Source organism: Streptomyces zhihengii, assembly GCF_016919245.1.
Classification (GTDB): domain Bacteria; phylum Actinomycetota; class Actinomycetes; order Streptomycetales; family Streptomycetaceae; genus Streptomyces; species Streptomyces zhihengii.
In genome coordinates this window covers 5,324,163-5,344,755 of record NZ_JAFEJA010000001.1, presented here as the reverse complement: position 1 = coordinate 5,344,755, position 20,593 = coordinate 5,324,163, and the positions used below count along the sequence as shown (strand labels likewise).

Annotated in this window: 15 protein-coding genes; 8 read left to right on the top strand and 7 right to left on the bottom strand. The window is 73.8% G+C overall.

Annotation, left to right across the window (positions count from 1 at the left end):
* Positions 1-72: 72 nt before the first annotated feature.
* Genes JE024_RS22710 through JE024_RS22700 form a run of 3 tightly spaced genes read right to left on the bottom strand, consistent with a single transcriptional unit; the run spans position 73 to position 3,205 of the window.
* Positions 73-870 (bottom strand): sugar phosphate isomerase/epimerase family protein, encoded by a 798-nt coding sequence (locus JE024_RS22710; RefSeq protein WP_205376681.1) that lies wholly within the window; start codon positions 868-870, stop codon positions 73-75.
* A 32-nt stretch (positions 871-902) separates the two neighbouring features.
* Positions 903-2,057: a dihydrodipicolinate synthase family protein gene (locus JE024_RS22705; protein ID WP_205375348.1), complete on the bottom strand. Its 1,155-nt coding sequence runs from the start codon at positions 2,055-2,057 to the stop codon at positions 903-905.
* Complete coding sequence (locus JE024_RS22700) at positions 2,054-3,205, bottom strand: Gfo/Idh/MocA family protein (protein ID WP_205375347.1); 1,152 nt, start codon at positions 3,203-3,205, stop codon at positions 2,054-2,056. The genes JE024_RS22705 and JE024_RS22700 overlap by 4 nt, the downstream gene beginning before the upstream one ends.
* Before the next feature lie 138 nt (positions 3,206-3,343).
* Between JE024_RS22700 and JE024_RS22695 the strand changes: the two genes are divergently transcribed.
* The 3 genes from JE024_RS22695 to JE024_RS22685 all read left to right on the top strand — a co-directional run bounded on the left by JE024_RS22695 (position 3,344) and on the right by JE024_RS22685 (position 6,608).
* Positions 3,344-4,420 carry a LacI family DNA-binding transcriptional regulator gene (locus JE024_RS22695; protein WP_205375346.1) on the top strand — a complete coding sequence of 359 codons (1,077 nt, stop codon included), beginning with the start codon at positions 3,344-3,346 and terminating at the stop codon, positions 4,418-4,420.
* Positions 4,421-4,726: 306 nt separating this feature from the next.
* The gene (locus JE024_RS22690; protein WP_205375345.1) at positions 4,727-5,503 is read left to right on the top strand and encodes a sugar phosphate isomerase/epimerase family protein; all 777 of its coding nucleotides are present in this window, start codon (positions 4,727-4,729) and stop codon (positions 5,501-5,503) included.
* A gap of 547 nt (positions 5,504-6,050) precedes the next feature.
* Positions 6,051-6,608 carry a DUF6058 family natural product biosynthesis protein gene (locus JE024_RS22685; protein ID WP_244883208.1) on the top strand — a complete coding sequence of 186 codons (558 nt, stop codon included), beginning with the start codon at positions 6,051-6,053 and terminating at the stop codon, positions 6,606-6,608.
* A 37-nt stretch (positions 6,609-6,645) separates the two neighbouring features.
* On the opposite strand, the gene JE024_RS22680 is transcribed toward JE024_RS22685, so the two are convergent.
* Positions 6,646-7,617, bottom strand: a complete 972-nt coding sequence (locus tag JE024_RS22680; protein ID WP_205376680.1) for an EamA family transporter — start codon at positions 7,615-7,617, stop codon at positions 6,646-6,648.
* 176 nt (positions 7,618-7,793) lie between these two features.
* Between JE024_RS22680 and JE024_RS22675 the strand changes: the two genes are divergently transcribed.
* Together JE024_RS22675 and JE024_RS22670 are read left to right on the top strand one after the other, a co-directional pair.
* Positions 7,794-8,705: a LysR family transcriptional regulator gene (locus JE024_RS22675; protein ID WP_205375343.1), complete on the top strand. Its 912-nt coding sequence runs from the start codon at positions 7,794-7,796 to the stop codon at positions 8,703-8,705.
* Between the two features lie 213 nt (positions 8,706-8,918).
* On the top strand, positions 8,919-10,742 hold the full coding sequence (locus JE024_RS22670; protein ID WP_205375342.1) for a glycoside hydrolase family 3 protein: 1,824 nt from the start codon (positions 8,919-8,921) through the stop codon (positions 10,740-10,742).
* Between the two features lie 172 nt (positions 10,743-10,914).
* Here JE024_RS22670 and JE024_RS22665 read toward each other — a convergent pair whose 3' ends face one another.
* The 3 genes from JE024_RS22665 to JE024_RS22655 form a co-directional block, all read right to left on the bottom strand.
* A complete protein-coding gene (locus JE024_RS22665; protein WP_205375341.1) occupies positions 10,915-12,342 on the bottom strand; it encodes a serine protease in 1,428 nt (475 codons plus the stop codon).
* Between the two features lie 570 nt (positions 12,343-12,912).
* The gene (locus tag JE024_RS22660) at positions 12,913-13,326 is read right to left on the bottom strand and encodes a hypothetical protein (protein ID WP_205375340.1); all 414 of its coding nucleotides are present in this window, start codon (positions 13,324-13,326) and stop codon (positions 12,913-12,915) included.
* Between the two features lie 173 nt (positions 13,327-13,499).
* The gene (locus tag JE024_RS22655) at positions 13,500-17,306 is read right to left on the bottom strand and encodes an ABC transporter ATP-binding protein (protein ID WP_205375339.1); all 3,807 of its coding nucleotides are present in this window, start codon (positions 17,304-17,306) and stop codon (positions 13,500-13,502) included.
* A 190-nt stretch (positions 17,307-17,496) separates the two neighbouring features.
* Between JE024_RS22655 and JE024_RS22650 the strand changes: the two genes are divergently transcribed.
* The 3 genes from JE024_RS22650 (at position 17,497) to JE024_RS22640 (ending at position 20,554) form a co-directional block, all read left to right on the top strand.
* Complete coding sequence (locus tag JE024_RS22650) at positions 17,497-17,748, top strand: NUDIX domain-containing protein (protein ID WP_244883034.1); 252 nt, start codon at positions 17,497-17,499, stop codon at positions 17,746-17,748.
* A gap of 183 nt (positions 17,749-17,931) precedes the next feature.
* Positions 17,932-19,995, top strand: coding sequence for a TerD family protein (locus tag JE024_RS22645; protein WP_205375338.1), 2,064 nt, complete (start codon positions 17,932-17,934; stop codon positions 19,993-19,995).
* Between the two features lie 70 nt (positions 19,996-20,065).
* Entirely contained in the window at positions 20,066-20,554 is a 489-nt protein-coding gene (locus JE024_RS22640) for a nuclear transport factor 2 family protein (RefSeq protein WP_205375337.1), read from the top strand.
* Positions 20,555-20,593: the final 39 nt, after the last annotated feature.

Sequence of the window (20,593 nt, the reverse complement as noted above, 5' to 3'; positions counted from 1 at the left end):
GCGACGGCCGGCCTCCCCCGTACGGCGTCCGGGACGCGCCGCACGCGCGTCCCGACCCCGTGCCCACCGTGCTCAGAAGACCTCCGACACGAAGCGCCGCGCGGTCTCCTCCAGCACCTCCACTCCGTCCCGGGCCCAGAGCCCGTCGTTGAACAGCTCCACCTCGATGAAGCCCGTCCAGCCGGTCGCCTCGACACGCTCGCGCCATGCGCGCATGTCGACGGCGCCGTCGCCGATCTGGCCCCGGCCGTTCAGGACGCCCTCCGGGAGGGGGGTCGTCCAGTCGGCGAGCTGGAAGGAGTGGACACGGTCCGTGGCCCCCGCACGGGCAACGGCCGCCGGAGCGTGGTCGTCCCACCAGACGTGGTAGGTGTCGACGACCACGCCGACCTGGGAGGCGGGGAACGGTGCGGCCAGTTCCAGCGCCTGGTCGAGCGTCGAGACCACACAGCGGTCCGACGCGAACATGGGGTGCAGGGGCTCGATCGCCAGCCGCACGCCGCGCTCGCCCGCGTACGGCGCGACTTCGGTGAGCGCCTCCCCGATGCGGGCGCGGGCGGCCACCAGATCGCGGCTGCCCGGCGGGAGTCCGCCGGAGACCAGCACCAGGGTGTCCGTGCCGAGCGTCGCCGCCTCGTCGATGGCCGCACGGTTGTCGGCCAGGGCACGGGCGCGCCCCTCGTCGTCGGCCGCGGTGAGGAAGCCGCCGCGGCACAGGGACGAGACGGCGAGCCCGGCGTCGCGGACGAGTTTCGCCGCCGCCTGGAGCCCGTACTCCGCGACCGGTTCGCGCCACAGGCCCACCGCGGGGATCCCGAGGCGCGCGCAGTTGTCGACGAGCGCGGGCAGCCCGAGCTGCTTCACGGTCATCTGGTTGATGCTGAAGCGGGAGAGGGCGTCGCTCACTGCGGGACTCCGTGGACGGTCAGCAGGGACTTCATGCGGGCCTCGGCGAGCGCCGGGTCCGGGAACAGGCCCAGTCCGTCGGCGAGTTCGTAGGCACGGGCCAGGTGCGGCAGCGACCGCGCGGACTGGAGGCCGCCCACCATCGTGAAGTGGGACTGGTGCCCGGCGAGCCAGGCGAGGAGGACCACGCCCGTCTTGTAGAAGCGGGTCGGCGCCTGGAACAGGTGCCGGGAGAGCTCGACCGTGGGGTCGAGGAGCTTGCGGAAGCCGGGCGTGTCACCGGTGTCGAGGACCCGTACCGCCTCGGCCGCCAGCGGGCCCAGCGGGTCGAAGATGCCGAGCAGCGCGTGGCTGAACCCCGCCTCGTCGCCCGCGATCAGCTCCGGGTAGTTGAAGTCGTCGCCGGTGTAGCAGCGCACGCCCTGCGGCAGGCGCCGGCGCAGCTCCACCTCGCGGCGGGCGTCCAGCAGCGAGACCTTGATGCCGTCGACCTTGTCGGGGTGGGCGGCGATCACGTCGAGGAAGACGGAGGTGGCCGCGTCCAGGTCGGACGAGCCCCAGTAGCCCTCCAGGGCCGGGTCGAACATCGGGCCGAGCCAGTGCAGGATCACCGGCTCCGACGCCTGGCGGAGCAGATGGGAGTAGAGCTCGACGTAGTCGTCGGGCGAGGTCGCGGCGGCGGCGAGGGCCCGGGAGGCCATCAGGATCGCCTGCGCGCCGGTCGACTCGACGAGGGCGAGCTGCTCCTCGTACGCCGCGCGGACGGCGTCGAGCGTGGCGGGACCGGTCAGCTGGTCGGTGCCGACGCCGCAGGCGATCGCGCCGCCCACGGACTTCGCCTCGGCGGCCGAGCGGCGGATCAGCTCCGCCGCGCCCGCCCAGTCCAGGCCCATGCCGCGCTGCGCGGTGTCCATCGCCTCGGCGACCCCGAGCCCGTGCGACCACAGGTGGCGGCGGAAGGCGAGGGTGGCGTCCCAGTCGACGGCCGCCGGCGAGTCGGGGGTGGTGTCGGCGTACGGGTCGGCCACCACATGGGCGGCGGAGAAGACCGTACGGGAGGTGAGCGGCACACCGGCGGTGAAGCCCAGCGGCTCGGTGCGGGGCTCGTGGGCGCGGACGCCGCCACCGGGGTTCGGGAGCAGGATCGTCACAGCGACAGCTCCGGCACGTCCAGGCGGCGGCCCTCGGCGTGGCTGCGCAGGCCCAGCTCGGCCAGCTGGACGCCGCGGGCGCCGGCCAGCAGGTCCCAGTGGTAGGGCTCGTCGAGCGCGATGTGGCGCAGGAACAGCTCCCACTGGGCCTTGAAGCCGTTGTCGAACTCGGCGTTGTCCGGCACCTGCTGCCACTGGTCGCGGAAGGACTCGGTGACGGGCAGGTCCGGGTTCCACACCGGCTTCGGGGTCGCGGAGCGGTGCTGCACGCGGCAGTTGCGCAGACCGGCGACGGCGGAGCCGTGGGTGCCGTCGACCTGGAACTCGACCAGCTCGTCGCGGTTGACGCGGACCGACCAGGAGGAGTTGATCTGGGCGACCGCGCCGCCGTCGAGCTGGAAGATGCCGTACGCGGAGTCGTCGGCGGTCGCGTCGTAGGGCTTGCCCTGCTCGTCCCAGCGGCGCGGCACATGGGTGCTGACATGGGCGCTGACCGTGGTCACCCGGCCGAACAGCTCGTGCAGCACGTACTCCCAGTGCGGGAACATGTCGACGACGATGCCGCCGCCGTCCTCGGAGCGGTAGTTCCAGCTCGGGCGCTGGGCCTCCTGCCAGTCGCCCTCGAAGACCCAGTAGCCGAACTCGCCGCGCACCGAGAGGATCTCGCCGAAGAAGCCGCCGTCGATCAGGCGCTTGAGCTTCAGCAGACCCGGCAGGAAGAGCTTGTCCTGCACGACGCCGTGCTTGATGCCGGCGGACGTGGCGAGCCGGGCCAGGTCCAGGGCGCCCGCGAGGTCGGTGGCGGTCGGCTTCTCCGTGTAGATGTGCTTTCCGGCCGCGACGGCCTTCTTGAGGGCCTCCTCGCGGGCGGAGGTGACCTGCGCGTCGAAGTAGATGTCGATGCTGTCGTCGGCGAGCACGGCGTCGAGGTCGGTGGCGACCTCGGTGAGGCCGTGGCGCTCGGCGATCTCCCGCAGGGCGTGCTCACGGCGGCCGACGAGCACGGGCTCGGGCCACAGGACCTCGCCGCCGCCGAGAGCCAGGCCGCCCTGCTCCCGGATGGCGAGGATGGAACGCACCAGGTGCTGGCGGTAGCCCATCCGCCCAGTGACGCCGTTCATGGCGATCCGCACGGTCCTGCGTGTCACGAGGTGCCTCCCTCTTTCGTCTCGGTTCACCCGAGTTCTCTCGATACGAGCGTAGCAAGCGCTTTCTACGCGGTATGAAGCTAGCCTGCCGACAGCGGCCCCGACAAGGGGGGCGCTCATCACACACGGAGGAAAGCGATGACAGTCACCCTGGCGGATGTGGCGGCCCGCGCACGGGTGTCCCCGGCGACCGTCTCCCGTGTGCTGAACGGCAACTACCCGGTGGCCGCCTCGACCCGGGAACGGGTGCTGCGGGCGGTCGACGAACTGGACTACGTCCTCAACGGCCCGGCCAGCTCGCTCGCCGCGGCCACCTCCGACCTGGTCGGCATCCTGGTCAACGACATCGCCGACCCGTTCTTCGGGATCATGGCCGGCGCGGCCCAGACCGAGATCGGCGGCCAGGAGGGCACGGGGCGCGCGGGCGGCGAGAAGCTGGCCGTCGTCTGCAACACCGGCGGCTCCCCGGAGCGCGAACTGACCTATCTCACCCTGCTCCAGCGCCAGCGCGCCGCCGCCGTCGTGCTCACCGGCGGCGCGATCGAGGACCCCGCCCACATCTCCGCGATGAGCGCCAAACTGACCAAGCTCGCGGACGCCGGCACCCGGGTGGTGCTGTGCGGGCGGCCCCCGCTGCCCGGCTCGGACGCGATCGTCGCCTCGCTCGCCTTCGACAACCGCGGCGGCGGGCGGCGGCTGACCGAGCACCTGATCGCGCTCGGCCACCGGCGCATCGGCTATGTCGCGGGACCTCTGGAGCGCACCACGACCCGGCACCGGCTGGAGGGCCACCGGGCCGCCGTGACCGCCGCCGGCCTGGTGGGCGAGGGGGACGTCGCGGGGCTGGAACGGCTCACCGTGCACGGCTCCTACGACCGGCGCTCCGGCTACGACGCCACCCTCGAACTGCTGCGCAGGGACGCGTCGCTGACCGCGGTGGTGGCGGCGAACGACACGGTGGCGCTGGGCGCGTGCGCGGCCCTGCGCGACCAGGGGCTGCGCATCCCCGAGGACATCTCGGTGGCCGGCTTCGACGACCTGCCGTTCTCGATCGACGTGGTGCCCTCGCTGACGACGGTGCGGCTGCCGCTGTTCGAGGCGGGCGCCCGGGCGGGGCGGCTGGCGATGGGCAACGAGACCCCTCCCCCGGGCGGCATCGCGACGATCCCGGCCGAGCTGATGGTGCGGGGGTCGACGGCGCCGCCGCGCGCCTGACGCCAGGGGCGGGGCGCGGGTGGGGCGCGGGCGGGGCCGCGCGGGGGCGGGTCCGCACGCCGGAGGCGGGTCCGCGCGCGGGGGCGTGCGACGAAGCCGGGCGGATCGCCGGCCGGGCCGGACTGCCCGTGCGGGTGGGCCGATCGGCGCACCTGTGCGGGGCGTGCGGACCGGCGTGCCCGTACGGGTGGTGTGCGACACCCCGGGGCGCGGGGTGGCGGGGCGGCGGGCGGGTAGCGGCCCATCGTGGGCAGGTGCCCGACAGACGACAGGACGACAGGTCACCGACCGGAGAGAGGTTCCTCCATGAAGTTCGCCTTCTCGACACTCGGCGTGCCGGGCATGCCCGTCGCCGACGTCGCCGCGCTCGCGGCGTCCACCGGCTACCAGGGGGTGGAGCTGCGCACCCATCCCGAGGAGCCGGTGCACCTGGACCTCCCCACGCCGGAACGCGAGGCGGTCGCGCGGGAGTTCGCGCAGGCCGGGATCGAGATCCTGACCCTCGCCGGGTACGCGCGCGTCGCCGCGCCCGGCGACGACGGACCGGTGCTGACCGAGCTCGACCGGCTGGTGCGCCTCGCCGGTGACCTCGGGGCGCCGTTCGTCCGGGTCTTCCCCGGTGGCGGCGACTCCGACCCGGCCGAGGCGGACGCCGTCGCGGCACGGCGGCTGGGCGCGGCGGCCGAGACGGCCGCGAGCGTGGGCGTGCGGATCCTGCTGGAGACCCACGACTCCCACCGCACCGGCCAGGACGTGTCGCGGATCGTCGGCACCGTCGGGCACAAGCACGCGGGCGCGCTGTGGGACGTGATGCACACCTGGCTCGGCGACGAGCCGCCGGCCACCTCGCACGCCTCGCTCAGTCCGTACCTGGGCTACCTCCAGGTCAAGGACGTCGCCTCGCGGGACGACCTCACCCCGCTGCCGCTGGGCGAGGGGATCCTCCCGCTCGGCGAGTGCCTGGCTCTGGCCGACCCGGACGGGTGGGTGTGCTGGGAGTACGAGAAGCGGTGGTACGAGCGGGCGGCGGAGCTGCCCGGGCTGCTGGCCGGGGGCGTGGCGCACCTGCGCTCGCTGGTCTGACGGCGCCGGGGGGTCCGCGCGAGGCGCGGGGGGTCCGCGCGGGGGGTTGGGCGCGGGGCGCCGGGGGGTCCGGCCCCGTGCCGGGGGTTCCTGCCCCCGTTGCGGCCGGTGGTCGCGCACCCCCGCTGCGCGCGGGTGTCCTCAATCGCCGGACGGGCTGGGTTGCCCGGGGGACGCCGGGTCGCCGGGTCGCCGGGTCGCCGGACAGGCTGGGTTGCCCGGCGGGTGCAGGGTCGCCGGACGGGCCGGGTTGCCCGGGGGACGCCGGGTCGCCGGGTCGCCGGACAGGCCGGGGTGCCCGGCGGGTGCCGGGTCGTGCGCGTACCGCTGGGGCGCCGCGGGCATGGGCGCGGGCACGGATCCGGCCGGGGCCGAACGGGTGGCGGGCACGGTTCGGCCGGGGCCGAACGGAGTGCGGGCCAGCATGAGGGCGACGCGGCCCGGAGGTCGTCACCTCCGGGCGCGCCACCGCCTCCGTCGAAAGGCCCCGCCCGTGTACGAGTCCGAACTCGCCGCCCGTTTCCGCAGGATCAACGGCGACCACCCCATGACGCCCGCCGACGACGCCTACGTCAGCGCCCGGTTCGCCGTGCTGGAGGACCTCTGCGCCGCCCAGGGCCGTGACCCGGGGGCGGTGCGTCTGACGATGCTGTCCGGTCTGCTGCCGCTGCCGGGCTACCTCCGCTCCGACGGCGCCGAGATGGTGCCGCGCGACCTCTTCGCCCTGACGGAGGAGGCCGGTGGCCCGGAGCGGCTGGAGGAGTGGTTCACCGGCCAGTGGCCCGACCGGGAGACCGGGCGCCGGGAGTGGGAGGCGTACCTGAGCGGACAGTACGTCTGCCTGCACTCCGTCCGGCCCGCCACGATCCGGCGGAAGGAGGAGCTCACCGCGGCCATCGGCGCGGCTCCCGCGGAGCCGGACGCGGGCTCGGACGCCTGGTCCGCGCGGCTGCACGCCCTCGTCGACGAACTCGACGCCTTGGAGCCCGCGTTCACCGGGTACGACCGGCTCCGGTTCGGCGGGCCGACCTCCCGCGACCTGTGCGTCGACGCGGTGCGCGCCCGGTACCCGCGCCGGGCGCCGCTCCCCGCCGGCGGCCGCTGAGGCCGCCCCGGGCCGCCCGGGTCGCCGGCCGGACGGCTCAGGTGCGCCGGCCGGGCTGCTCGGGTACGCCGACGGCGGGCTGCTCGGGTGCGTCGGCGGAGCTGTTCGGGTGCGCCGCCTGCGCGGGTGCGCCGGTCGGGCTCGTCCCGCCCCGGCCGCCCCGCGCGAGCGTGGTGAGGGCGACGCCGCCGACCAGCAGCGCGGCCGCGCACCAGCGCAGCGGGCTGATGGACTCGTCCAGGAACAGGGCGGCCGAACTCATGCCGAAGACGGGCACCAGCAGGGAGAAGGGCGCCACCGCCGAGGCCGGGTGGTGGCGCATGAGGAACCCCCAGGCGCCGAAGCCGAAGATCGTGGCGACCCAGGCGACGAAGAGGATCACCCCCACACCCGTCCAGTCGAGCGAGCGCAGGGCCGCGAGGTCGCGGTCGGGACCCTCCAGGAGCAGGGAGAGCGCGAGCAGCGGCAGGACCGGGACGACGCTGACCCAGACCATGAAGTTCAGCGCGTCCGGCGGGGACGCCTTGCGGGTGAAGACGTTGGAGACGCCCCAGCAGGCCGCCGCGGCGATGACCAGCATGAAGCCCAGCAGGGGGCCGGAGGTGCCCTCGTCGACGGCGGCGACGGCGATGCCCGCGAGCGCGACGGCCATGCCCACCACCCGTAGCGGACCGGGGCGTTCGCCGAGGGCGAGGAAGGCGAAGAGCGCGGTGAACACGGCCTGGACCTGGAGGATCAGCGAGGAGAGACCCGCCGGGGCGCCCTGCTCCATGCCGCTGAAGAGCAGCCCGAACTTGGCGACCCCGAGCGCGAGGCCGACCCCCACGATCCACTTCCACGCGACCTTGGGGCGGCCGACGAAGAAGACCGCGGGGAGCGCGGCCGCCAGGAAGCGCAGGGCGGAGAAGAGCAGCGGCGGGAAGTGGTCGAGGCCGACCGCGATGACGACGAAGTTGACCCCCCAGACCGCCGTGACCAGGGTGGCGAGGGCGATGTGGGCGGGGGGCATGGCGTGGACCCGGGACATGACCGCGGCGGGCCCCGCGGGGCTCAGGGTGGCAGGGCGCATGACATCGAGGATGTAGCGTGCAACTGTGTAGCACCAGCACACGTTCCTTCATGGTTGGATGAAGGAATTCTGTCGAATGCCGTGACGAGCGGCCCGCACCCGACGAAGGGGGCATCGTGCTCGATCTCGGCCGGCTGCGCGCCCTGCACGCCGTCTCCGTCCACGGCACCATCGGCGCCGCCGCCACCGCGCTGGGCTACACCCCGTCCGCCGTCTCCCAGCAGATCGCCAAGCTGGAGCGGGAGACCCGCACCACGCTGCTGGAGCGCCGGGGGCGCGGTATCCGGCTCACCGACGAGGCACATCAACTCGCGCTCACCGCACAGGAGTTGATGTCGATCGTGGAGGCGGCGGAGGTCCGCCTGGAGGAGCGCCGCGGGGAGCCCGCCGGGCGGCTCGCGGTGGCCTGCTTCGCCAGCGCGGCGCGCGGGCTGATGCCCCGGGTGCTGGCCGATCTCGCGGACCGGCATCCGGCGCTGGACATCCGGATGCAGGAGATCGACCCGCACCTGTCGATCGATCTGGTGGCCCGGGGCGCGGTGGACCTCGCCGTGGCCCACGACTGGGACATCGCCCCGCTGCCGACGCCCCCGGGGCTGGAGCAGGCGGTGATCGGGACGGACCTGTGCGATCTGCTGGTCCCCGCGGAGCACCGGCTGACCGCCGCGGGCTCGGTGCGCCGCGAGGAGCTCGGCGGCGAGCGGTGGATCTCGCAGCCGCCGGGCACGGTCTGCCACGACTGGCTGATGCGGACCCTGCGCGCGGCGGGCCACGAGCCGCTGATCGCCCATCTCGCGGAGGAGCACCAGACCCAGGTCGCCCTGGTCGCCGCCGGGCTCGGCATCGCGCTCGTCCCCCGGCTCGGGCGGGGCGCGCTGCCGCCCGAGGTGCGCGCGGTCCGCCTGGACCCGGTGCCGAGCCGGCGCCTGCGCGCCCTGTGGCGCGCGGGCGCCGCCCGCCGCCCCGCGATCACCGAGACGGTCCGCACCCTCCGCCGCGCGTGGCCGCGGTCGGCCGCCGAACGCTGAACCCCGCCGCGAGGCGCCGCACGCACCCCCGGGCCGCCGGCCGGCCCGTGCTCCGTCCCCCGCCGGACGGCGGAGATTCCGCGTGCCGGGCCGTCATTTCCTTGCCACACCCTTGACCTGGCAGTTACTTTCCGGATATCCGTGACTCCTTGGAAGTTTCCTTCAACTCCCTTGTGCCACACCCTTGTCGAGCAAGGCCCGGAAGGAGCACCAGTGCACGACCGGAATGTCTCCAGACGCACCCTTCTCACCGCGACCGCCGTCGCGGCGGGGGCGATCGCCTCGGCGTCCCCCGCATCGGCGTCGTCAGCCGTGACGGGCACGTCCAAGGACGACCGCCTGAAACGGCTCATCGCGCGGATGAGCCTGGAGGAGAAGATCGGCCAGCTCTTCGTGATGCGGGTCTACGGCCATTCGGCCACCGCTCCCGACCAGGCCGACATCGACGCCAATCTCAAGGAGATCGGCGTCCGCACCGCCGCGGAGCTGATCGAGCGCTACCACGTCGGCGGCATCATCTACTTCGCGTGGGCGCACAACACCCGTGATCCGCACCAGATCGCCGAGCTCTCCAACGGCATCCAGCGGGCCGGTCTCGCCCAGCCGACACCCGTGCCGCTGCTGATCTCCACCGACCAGGAGCACGGGATCGTCGCCCGGGTCGGCAAGCCCGCCACCCTGGTGCCGGGGGCGATGGCCCTCGGCGCGGGCGGTTCGCGCTCGGACGCGCGCACCGCCGCCCGGATCGCGGGCTCGGAGCTGGCGGCCATGGGCATCGTGCAGAACTACGCCCCGGTCGCCGACGTCAACGTCAACCCGGCCAACCCGGTCATCGGCGTACGGTCCTTCGGCTCCGAGCCGGACGCGGTGTCGCGGATGGTGGCCGCCCAGGTCAGGGGGTACCAGGGCGCGGGCATCGCGGCGACGTCCAAGCACTTCCCGGGCCACGGCGACACCTCGGTGGACAGCCACACCGGCATCCCGGTGATCACCCACACCCGCGAGGAGTGGGAGCGGATCGACGCGCCGCCGTTCCGGGCCGCGATCGAGGCCGGGATCGACTCGATCATGACGGCGCACATCCAGTTCCCGGCGCTCGACCCGAGCAACGACCCGGCCACGCTGTCCCGTCCGATCCTCACCGGCATCCTCCGCGAGGAACTGGGCTACGACGGCGTGGTCGTCACGGACGCGCTCAACATGGAGGGCGTGCGGATCAAATACGGGGACGACCGGGTCCCGGTGCTCGCCCTGCTCGCGGGCGTGGACCAGTTGCTCAACCCGCCGGACCTGGCGGTCGCCTGGAACGCCGTGCTGGCGGCGGTCCGCGGCGGCGAACTGAGCGTCGCGCGCATCGAGGAATCGATCCTGCGCATTCTGCGGCTGAAGGAGCGGCTCGGGCTGCTGCGCGACCCGTTCGTCAGCGCGCGGGGTGTCGACCGCACCGTGGGCACCCGGTCGCACCTGGCCGCCGCCGACCGGATCGCCGAGGGCACCACCACGGTGCTCACCAACCCGGACGGGCTGCTGCCGCTGAGCCGCCGCAGCCGGCCGAACCTGCTGGTGGTCGGCGCCGATCCGGCCTCGCCCAGCGGCACGACCGGCCCGCCGACGACCGTCCTGGCGAACGCCTTCACGGAACTCGGCTTCACGGCGGGGGCCTTGTCCACCGGGACGGCCCCGACCGCGGCGAAGATCGCCGAGGCCGTCGCCGCGGCCGGGGGCAAGGACGTGGTCGTCGTCGCGACGTACAACGTCTCGGCCACCAGTTCCCAGCGCACCCTGGTGGACCGGCTGGTGGCGACGGGCGTACCGGTCGTGGCGCTCGCCATCCGCAACCCGTACGACATCGCCCGGCTGGGCGGCGTCGGTGCGGCCGTGGCGAGCTACTCGTGGACGGACGTCGAACTGCGCGCCGCCGCACGGGTGATCGCGGGCAGGGCCAGGCCCGAGGGACGCCTCCCGGTCCCGGTCCAGCGGGCGGACGACCCGGCGCAGACGCTCTTCCCCGTCGGCCACGGACTCTCGTACCGCTGACGGGCCACCGGCCGGCGGCCCGGGTGCCGCCCGCGGGCCGGCCGGCCGGCGGAGCGCACCCGCTCGGTGCGCTCCGGCGGCATCCACGAAGGGCCCCGGCCGCCACGGTGTGGTGGCCGGGGCCCCTCGCACGGGGGCCGGGCCGCGGGCGGGAAGCCCGCGGCCCGTCCCGTCACGGACGCAGCGTCCGCTCCATGTCCCGCTTGTCGAGCCTGGCGTCGGCCTCGGCCAGCGGCCGCGCCTTCGCCGGGTCCTCCTGCACGGCGGCCGGGGCGACGCCCGCCCAGCGCAGGATCGCCGCGGTCGCCTTCGCCTTCTCGTCCGGGACGAGACCGGCCACGTTGGCGCCGTGGTTGGCGCCGGGGGCCGTGTAGACGTAGGAGTCGCGGGCGCCCTTGCCGACGCGGAACGGCTCCGCGCCCCACGGGTCGTTCTCGCCGTAGACGAACATCATGCGCGTGGCGTTGTGCCGCACCCAGGTGTCGACGTCCTTCATCACCCACGGCTTGAAGCGCATCGGGATGTCCCGCGGCACGAAGTTCCGCGGCGGCTGGTAGCCGTAGCGGCTCAGGCCCTTCAGGTGGGGCTGCGCGATGTCCGGGGAGCCCAGCTCGGTGCCGGCCTGGTAGTAGTACGGCGTGTAGGCGGACAGCCCCTGGTCGGCGTAGGCGGAGAAGCCGGCGACCGCGTCGATGTGGTCGAACAGCTCCTGGTCGCTCGCGCCGGCCGCGGCGGGCACGGACTCGCAGTCGGCGAGCAGGCTGTACTGCCAGAACGCCCACGCGTAGTCGAGGACGACGGCCTCGTAGGCGCGGTCCAGGCTGCCGACCGTGGTGAAGGTGTAGCCGCCGTCGGCGGCGTACGTCTCGTAGATCTTCTCCATCGGCGCCCGGCGGACCAGGGCCTCGCGCTGCACGGCGTGCAGCCTGTCGCGGCACTCCGCGGTGCCGACGTTCGCCAGGAAGCGGTCGTACGCCCGGTCCTCGTTGTTGACGACGTCGTTCGGCGCGACGTACGCGACGACACCGTCCATGTCCCGGGGGTAGTGGCGCTCGTAGTACGTGGCGGTCATGCCGCCCTTCGAGCCGCCGGTGGACAGCCACTTGCGGTCGTAGACCGGCTTCAGGGCCGTGAACAGGCGGTGCTGGTCGCTGGCGGCCTGCCAGATGTCCAGCTTCGACCAGTCGGCGGGCTGGGGCCGCGACGGAGTGAAGAACCGGTACTCCATCGAGAGCTGGTTGCCGTCGACGATGGCCGTCGGCTCACTGCGGCGCGGCGTGGTGGACACGTTGTAGCCGGAGGTGAAGAAGACGGTGGGGCGGGTCGTGTCCTTGTGCAGCAGGGTGATCCGCTGCGCGAAGGTGCCCTTGCGCGGTTGCCGGTGGTCGACCGGCTGGTCGTAGGTGAGGACGAAGAACCGGTAGCCCGGATACGGCTTCTCCTCGATGAGCTTCATGCCCGGAATCGCGAGGATCCGGTCCTTGATGTCCGTGCCGGCGGCCGGCTCTGCGGCGGTGGCCGCACCCGCCGTCATCCCGGCAGCGCTGATCGTGCCTATGAGCACCACGAGCGACAGCAGCCATCTGAGCGCCTTGCGCATTCACCCTCCCCTGGAGATCTCCCCTTGAGATCGGTCGCGGGTGAACCTAGCGGTGCGGGCGCCATGGACGCCAGACCTCGTTGCTCCTTACGGACGCACAACTGCCGTGGTCCGTACGGCATTCGGCCGAAGGAGGGGGCCGGACGGCGGAAGCCGCGCCGCTTCAGGCGTGAGGCGCCGGGCGGGGCCGCGCCGCTTCAGGCGCGAGGCAGGGGCCGGACCGCTTCAGGCGTCAGCCGCCGGGCGGGGCCGCGCCGCTTCAGGCGCGAGGCAGGGGCCGGACCGCTTCAGGCGTCAGCCGCCGGGCGGGGCCGCGCCGCTTCAGGCGCGAGGCAGGGGCCGGACCGCTTCAGGCGTCAGCCGCCGGGCGGGGCCGCGCCGCTTCAGGCGTGAGGCAGGGGCCGGACCGCTTCAGGCGTCAGCCGCCGGGCGGGGCCGCGCCGCTTCAGGCGCGAGGCAGGGGCCGGACCGCTTCAGACGTCAACCGCCGGGCGGGGCGGCACCGCTTCAGGCGTCAGGCGCGAGGCAGGGGACGGCACCGCTCAGGGGTCGCTGGGGCCCGCGTCCCGGTCAGCAGAGGATCCAGCCGGTCGAACGGGAGATGCCGGAGACGGCCCCGGTGGCGCGCACGCACCGCCCGCGCGGCGCGACGGTGACCGGGCCCGCCTGGCGGCTGAACCGGCCCTCGTCGACCTCCGCCCGGCCGCCCCGCGCCTGGAGCGACACCGACATGGTCCGGCGGATGCCCGGGTTCCGGGCAAGGGTGACGGCGCAGACCTGCTGGCCGCTGCGGTAGACCCGCAGCTCACCGCTGGAGAAGGAGACCGACTTCGCGAGCCGCCCCGCGCAGGGGGCCGCGGCCGCGGCGCTCTCCAGGCCGGGGCCGGTCACCAGGAGCGCGGCCGTGGCCGTCAGCACCGCCACGGCGCGCCCCAGCGACCGTGCCGGCCGCCCACCGCCGAGGTGCCCCGCCCCGTCGTCCACAACCACTCCTCCACGCCACGCGATCTTCCCCCGCACATGCGTACGACGCAGTGGGCGCCCCGATGGTTGCGAGACCCGTCCCCGGACCCGCGTCCCCGTGGCTCCGCACCGTGACCCCGGACCCCCGCCTCCCCGCGGCCACACGGCCACACGGCTCCGGAGCCCGGGAGCCGTCACACGGCGGCCGGCTCGTCCTCCCCTATCCCGGCGAAGGTCCGCCACAGCGCCGCGTAGTGGCCGTCCCGGGCGAGCAGCTCGTCGTGGGTGCCGTCCTCGGCGACCCGGCCGTGGTCCATCACGACCACACGGTCGGCCCGGGCCGCGGTGGTGAGGCGGTGGGCGACGACCAGGGTGGTGCGGCGGCCGGTCAGCCGGTCCGTGGCCTGGTTGACCTGCGCCTCCGTCGCGAGATCGAGCGCGGCAGTCGCCTCGTCGAGGAGCAGCACGTCCGGGTCGACCAGCTCGGCGCGGGCGAGGGCGATGAGCTGGCGCTGTCCGGCGGAGAGGTTGCGTCCGCGCTCGGACACCTCGTGGAGGTAGCCGCCGTCCAGCGTGGCGATCATCTCGTGGGCGCCCACGGCCCGGGCGGCGGCCTCGACCTCGGCGTCGCTCGCGCCGGGCCGGCCGTAGGCGATGGCGTCGCGGACCGTGCCGGAGAAGAGGTACGCCTCCTGCGGGACCACCCCGAGGCGATGCCGGTAGGCGGTCAGGTCGAGCTCGCGCAGGTCGTGCGGCTCGCCGGGCCCCTCGGCGGCCACCGCTCCGTCGGCGTCGGCGTCGCCCGGCTCCGCCAGGGTGACGGTGACCCGCCCCGAGGTCGGGTCGTAGAACCGCGCCACCAGCTTGACCAGCGTCGACTTGCCCGCGCCGGTCTCGCCGACGAAGGCGACCGTCTGACCGGCCGGGATGCGCAGGTCGACCCCGGTCAGGGCCTCCTCGTCGCCGTCGGCGCCGTACGCGAACGACACGTTCTCGAAGGCGATGTCCCCGCGCAGCGCGCGGACCTCGCGCGGCCGCTCGGCGGCGGCCGTCGACGTCGGCTCCCGCAGCAGCTCCTGCACCCGGCCGAGGGAGACGGCGGCCTGCTGGTAGCCGTCGAAGACCTGGGAGAGCTGCTGCACCGGTGCGAAGAACAGGTCGATGTAGAGGAGGTAGGCGACCAGCGCGCCCGTGGTGAGGGTGGCGGCCTCGATCCGGGCCCCGCCGACGATGAGCACGGCCGCCGCCGCCACCGACGACAGGAGCTGGACGAACGGGAAGTAGACGGAGATCAGCCACTGGCCGCGCACCCGCGCCGCGCGGTAGCTCTCGCTGCGGGCCGTGTAGTGCGCGACGCCCGCCGCCTCGCGGCCGAAGGCCTGCACGATCCGCAGCCCGGACACCGACTCCTGGAGGTCGGCGTTGACGACGCCGATCCGCTCACGCGCCAGCTCGTACGCCTTCACGCTCTTCCTGCGGAAGAAGTACGTGCCGACGATCAGCGGCGGCAGCGTCGCGAAGACCACCAGGGCCAGCTCCACGTCGATCACCAGCAGGGCGACCATGATGCCGAAGAAGGTGACGACCGAGACGAACGCGGTCACCAGACCGGTCTGGAGGAACGTGGACAGGGCGTCGACGTCCGTGGTCATCCGGGTCATGATCCGGCCGGTGAGCTCGCGCTCGTAGTAGTCGAGCCCGAGGCGCTGGAGCTGGGCGAAGATCTTCAGGCGCAGCGAGTACAGCACCCGCTCGCCGGTGCGCCCGGTCATCCGGGTCTCGCCGATCTGCGCGGCCCACTGGACCAGGACCGAGGCCAGGGCCAGCAGGGACGCCGCCCACACGGCGCCCAGCGCGAGCTGCTCCACGCCTTCGTCGATGCCGTGCCGGATCAGCACCGGCAGCAGCAGGCCCATGCCCGCGTCGACCGCGACGAGCAGCAGGCTGATCAGCAGGGGCCGCCCGAAGCCGCGCAGCACGGCGCGCAGCCGGCCGCCCTCGCCGGCGCGGGCGTCGGCCGGCTCGGGGCGCTCGGCGGCGGCCTCGTCGATGTCGGGGGTGTCGGTGGCCGGGGGCAGCGCCTCGACCTGGGCCAGCAGTTCCGGGGTGGCGCCGGACTCCTCGCGGGTCTCGTCCGCGTGCTCGTCGCGGGCCCACAGGTGGGGGGTGATGCCGCGTTCGGCGTCGAACTCGGCGTCCAGCTCGGCCCGCACCGTGCGGTCCTCGTCCGGCTCGGGCGCCGCCTCGGCCGGGACGTGGCCCGGGGAGACGCCGCCGAGCTCGTCGGGGTCGGTGAGCAGCCTGCGGTAGAGGGCGGAGCGGCGCTCCAGCTCCTCGTGGGTGCCGATGTCCGCGAGGCGGCCGTTGTCGAGGACGGCGATCCGGTCGGCGAGGCCGAGGGTGGAACGCCGATGGGCGATGAGCAGGGTGGTGCGCCCCTCCATGACCTGGCGCAGGGCCTCGTGGATCTCGTGCTCCACGCGGGCGTCGACGGCGGAGGTGGCGTCGTCCAGCAGGAGCAGCCGGGGGTCGGTGAGGATCGCTCGGGCGAGGGCGAGCCGCTGGCGCTGGCCGCCGGAGAGGGTGAGTCCGTGCTCGCCGACCTTGGTGTCGTAGCCGTCGGGCAGCTCGTCGATGAACCGGTCCGCCTGCGCGGCGTGCGCGGCCCGCTCGATCTCCTCCTGGGTGGCGTCGGGCTTCCCGTAGGCGAGGTTGGCGCGGACGGTGTCGGAGAAGAGGAAGCTGTCCTCGGGCACCAGGCCGATGGCGGAGCGGAGCGAGTCGTAGGTCAGCTCGCGCACGTCGTGGCCGCCGACGAGGACGGCGCCGCGGCCGACGTCGTAGAAGCGCGGCAGCAGCAGCGACACGGTCGACTTGCCGCTGCCGGAGGCGCCGACCAGGGCGACGGTCTCCCCGGGGGCGATCTCCAGCGAGAAGCCGTCCAGGACGGGCCGGCCGTCGGCGTAGCCGAAGGCGACGTCGTCGAACTCGACGCCGACCGGGACGTGCGGGGGCAGCTCCTTGGTGCCCTCCCGCATCGAAGGCTCGGTGTCGATCAGCTCCAGCACCCGCTCGACGCCGGCGCGCGCCTGCTGCCCCACGGTGAGCACCATGGCGAGCATCCGCACGGGCCCGACGAGCTGGGCGAGGTACGTGGAGAAGGCGACGAAGGTGCCGAGCGTGATCTCGCCCCGGGTGGCCAGCCAGCCGCCGAGCGCGAGCATCGCGACCTGTCCCAGCGCGGGGACGGCCTGGAGAGCGGGGGTGTACTTGGCGTTCAGCCGGATCGTGCGCAGCCGCCCGGCGAACAGCCGCCGGCCGACCTCGCGCAGCTTTCCGGCCTCCTGGTCCTCCTGCCCGAAGCCCTTGACCACGCGCACGCCGCTGACCGCGCCGTCCACGACCCCGGCGACGGCCGCGGCCTGGCTCTGCGCGTACCAGGTGGCGGGGTGGAGCTTGACGCGGCTGCGCTTGGCGATGACCCACAGGGCGGGTGCGACGGCGAGCGCGATCAGCGTCAGCGGGAGGGACAGCCAGGCCATGACCGCGAGGGAGATCGCGAAGAGCAGGAAGTTGCCGATGGTCATCGGCAGCATGAAGAGCAGGCTCTGGATGAGCTGGAGGTCGCTGGTGGCGCGGCCGACGACCTGCCCGGTGGAGAGCTCGTCCTGGCGCCGCCCGTCGAGCCGGGTGATCGTGGCGTACATCTCCGTGCGCAGGTCGTGCTGCACGTCGAGCGCGAGCCGTCCGCCGTAGTAGCGGCGGATGAACGCGAGGACGTAGACGACGACCGCCGCGGCGATCAGCAGCCCGGTCCAGGTCGCGAGCGAGCGGGTCTCGTCGCCGATCACGTCGTCGATGACGACCTTGGTGATCAGGGGGACGAGTGCCATGACGGCCATGCCGCCGAGCGACGACCCGAGCGCCAGCACCACATTGCGCCGGTAGCGCCAGGCGTACCCCGACAGTCTCCGTGCCCAGCCTTGCTCCGCCGCCGCCACGTGGGCCTCCCCGTCGCTTTCCCCGTCGTCTCCCGGCCGCACCCGCGCCGGGACCTGCGGCCCCACCGCGGACCGGCTGCCGCGGTCAGGGCCTGATCTTCCGGAAGGCTGCAACACGGCCCGAAGCGGATTTCATCCCTCCGCAACAAATCCCCGTCGCCGGTCCTAGGACCCGTGGCCGGACGACCGGATGCGTACTCCCCCCAGGGCGGCCCGCGTCGCCCTCGTCGGCCCCCAGGGCTCCGTCTTCCTCCTCCGCTACGACAACGAGGAGGTGGGGGTGCGCTGGGCCATGCCGGGCGGCGGACCCGCCCGGGGCGAGAGCCCGGCCCGGGGCGCCCTGCGCGAGCTGCAGGGAAGACGGGCTGGACCGGGCTGGAGATCGGCCGGCTGCTGCGCACCTCTCGGATACGTGGCGAACGCCGCGGGGACCGGCGGGTGAGCGCCTCGCGTCCAGCCGGCGGCGGCAGTGCGACGCGATCCGCTCCCCGTTCTTCACATCACCTGCACATACCGCCGTCTTCGGCGCTACGGTTCATCCGTACGCGCCGGATGTACGCACTACGTCACGGAACGCATACGGCGCCGGGGTGTCCGCATGCGGTCCTGAAGTCAGGGGGGCTCGATGCGAGAGATGTCCAAGGGGTCGAACATCGGCCTGACGGAGCTCAGCGCCGATACCGACGCGGTCGTGGTCAGTCTCCGCTGGACCAGCGCCTCGGGCGACGGAGACGCGGATGTCTCCGTCCTGCTCCTGGACGCCGACGGCAAGGTCCGCAGCGACGCCGACTTCTTCTTCTACAACAACCCGGCGGCCCGCGACGGAAGCGTGCAGCTGCTCGGCAAGAACCCGACGGACGGCGGCAGCGAGGACCGCATCAGCATCGACCTGTCCGCCGTGCCCTCCGGCGTCGAGCGGATCGTGATCGCCGCGAGTCAGTACGGCGAGGCCGTCTTCGGAAGTCTCGACGACCTTCGGGTCACGGTCTCGGACAGGGCCGGGGAGGCGTTGCTCGGCTTCACGATCACCGACGCGGGAGTCGAGAGCGCGATCCTCTTCGGCGAGCTGTACCGCCGAGGCGGGGAGTGGAAGTTCCGCGCGATCGGGCAGGGCTACGAGTCGGGCCTGGCGGGACTCGCCACGGATTTCGGCATCGTGGTGGACGAAGAGACCGATGAGCCCGCTCCCGAACAGCTCGCGGAGCCGGCCGGACCGTCGCCGGAGGTCCCCGGACAACGGACGGCCTCCGCCCCGACCGCCGACGCCACCGCACCCGCACCCGCACCCGCCGAACAAGCCGGTGAGACCGCCGCTCCGCCCGCGGATGCCGTAACGCCGCGGCGCGCTCGCGGACCGAGGACGGCGAAGAAGAAGGTGACCCTGCCGAAGACGGCCAAGCCGACGCTCGCGGAGAACGACGCATGGCGGCCTTCGCGGCTGTTCCCCGCGACCTCCCTCAAGAGCGACAAGGAGCGCGAGGTCCGGGCCACTTCGCTGCTGCTCTCGGTCATGGCCGAGGTGCCCGAGTTCGGTCGTCGCCTCACCGCCGGCTTCGGGGCTCCGGCCGGTCGCATGCAGACGTTCGTCGAGGTGGCTCTGCCCCACGGCGACGCACCGAAGCGGCCGGACGGCGTGATCCGCGTGGAACGGGCGGGCAAGCTCTGGACGGCGCTGGTCGAGACGAAGACGAACGGGAACCCGCTCAGGTCGGAGCAGGTACAGAGCTACATGGACATCGCCGCGCGGCGCGGATACGAAGCGGTCATCACCCTCTCCAACGACGTGGCACTCGACGGCCATCCGCTGGTAGAGGTGAAGACGGACGGCCGCCGGAAGCACAAGGTGGCCCTCTGGCACCTGTCGTGGGCCGAGGTCACCCACCAGGCCCAGATGCTCATCCGCCATGAAGGAGTGGGCAACTCGACGCACGCCTGGCTGCTGCAGGAGCTGCTCCACTACCTCCAGCACGAGAACTCGGGGTGCCACGGCTTCCAGAACATGGGTCCCGCCTGGGTCCCCGTGCGCAACGGCGTGGAGACGGAGACCCTCTGCCAGGGTGACGAGCGCGCCCTCGACGTGGTCATCAGCTGGGAGCAGCTGGTCCGCCAGGTCTGTCTGCGCCTGGGTGGCGAGCTGGGCCAGAAGGCCCTGCCCGTGCAGCGCACCAGGCGCGGGGTGGCGCCGCACGAGCGCAGGGAGTCCCTGGCGGACCAACTGTGCGAGGAGGGGCGGCTGACGTCGGAACTGCGTATCGAAGGCACACCGGGGGTCCTGGCCATCGCCGCCGATCTCCGCACCGGAAAGCTGCGCACCTCGATCGAGATCGAGGCCCCACAGGGCAGCTATCCGCTGCCGACCGTCAAACGCCTGATCCGTGCGCTCGCCGAGGCTCCGGCCGACCTCCACGTCGAGACCCTCGTCGCGGACGGCAAGGGACCGCGTGGAACGCTGGAACGGCTCCGCCCCGAACCGGGGGACCTTCTGCCCAAGGACGGCTCGCCCATCACCGGGTTCCGTCTCTCCCTGTTCAAGGGCATGGGCCTGGCGCGGGGCAACGCCGAGTCGGGTTTCATCCGCAGCGTCGACGCGGCCGTGGACCGCTTCCACGCCTCGGTGGTGACCAGCGTGACCGCCCTCGACAGGCGCTCCGCGCCCCGCCCCCGCAAGGAGTCCGTACCCACGGGGTGAGCGCCTGCCCGTACGCCGGACCTCAACACCCCTTGACCTCAAGGGCGCTTGAGGTAGCAGGCTGCCGGTCATGGACATCACGGAGATGGGGCGCGAGCTGCGTGCCCTCACGGACCGGGCCGGGATCGAGGACCTCGTGGGGCGGTACGCGCGGTCGCTGGACGAGCGGGGGTTCGACGAGACGTGGGCGGCGGCGTTCCACACGGAGGACGTCGCCGTCGAGTGGCCCGTGGGCACCCTGCACGGCCGCGGCGCCGTGCTGGAGCTGGTGCGGAAGGCGATGGCCCCCTTCGGGCCCACGGTGCACCTGGCCACGGGGACCGTCGTGGAGGTCGACGGGGACCGGGCGAGCACGCGGGGCGCGCTGCTGAGCACCCATGTCCTCGCGGACGGCACCGGCGAGCTGTTCGTCTCGGCGGGGCACCTGGACAACGAGCTGGTCAGGACGGCGGACGGGTGGCGCATCGCCCGCCAGTCGCTGCGCATCGCGTGGACCCGCGGGACGCCGCCGGCACCCGCGACGCAAGCGGGGGCGGGAACGGCGGCGGGAGCGGGCTGAGCCCGGCCCCCGTCGGCGGGGGCCGGGCCGAGCGGGGGC

What these genes read in the sequence shown, in the direction of transcription:
- JE024_RS22710 (WP_205376681.1), bottom strand. Translation starts at nt 870, where the DNA reads ATGACCGTGAAGCAGCTCGGGCTGCCCGCGCTCGTCGACAACTGCGCG.
- JE024_RS22695 (WP_205375346.1), top strand. Translation starts at nt 3,344, where the DNA reads ATGACAGTCACCCTGGCGGATGTGGCGGCCCGCGCACGGGTGTCCCCG.
- JE024_RS22690 (WP_205375345.1), top strand. Translation starts at nt 4,727, where the DNA reads ATGAAGTTCGCCTTCTCGACACTCGGCGTGCCGGGCATGCCCGTCGCC.
- JE024_RS22685 (WP_244883208.1), top strand. Translation starts at nt 6,051, where the DNA reads ATGACGCCCGCCGACGACGCCTACGTCAGCGCCCGGTTCGCCGTGCTG.
- JE024_RS22680 (WP_205376680.1), bottom strand. Translation starts at nt 7,617, where the DNA reads ATGCCCCCCGCCCACATCGCCCTCGCCACCCTGGTCACGGCGGTCTGG.
- JE024_RS22665 (WP_205375341.1), bottom strand. Translation starts at nt 12,342, where the DNA reads ATGCGCAAGGCGCTCAGATGGCTGCTGTCGCTCGTGGTGCTCATAGGC.
- JE024_RS22650 (WP_244883034.1), top strand. Translation starts at nt 17,497, where the DNA reads ATGCGTACTCCCCCCAGGGCGGCCCGCGTCGCCCTCGTCGGCCCCCAG.
- JE024_RS22645 (WP_205375338.1), top strand. Translation starts at nt 17,932, where the DNA reads ATGCGAGAGATGTCCAAGGGGTCGAACATCGGCCTGACGGAGCTCAGC.
- JE024_RS22640 (WP_205375337.1), top strand. Translation starts at nt 20,066, where the DNA reads ATGGACATCACGGAGATGGGGCGCGAGCTGCGTGCCCTCACGGACCGG.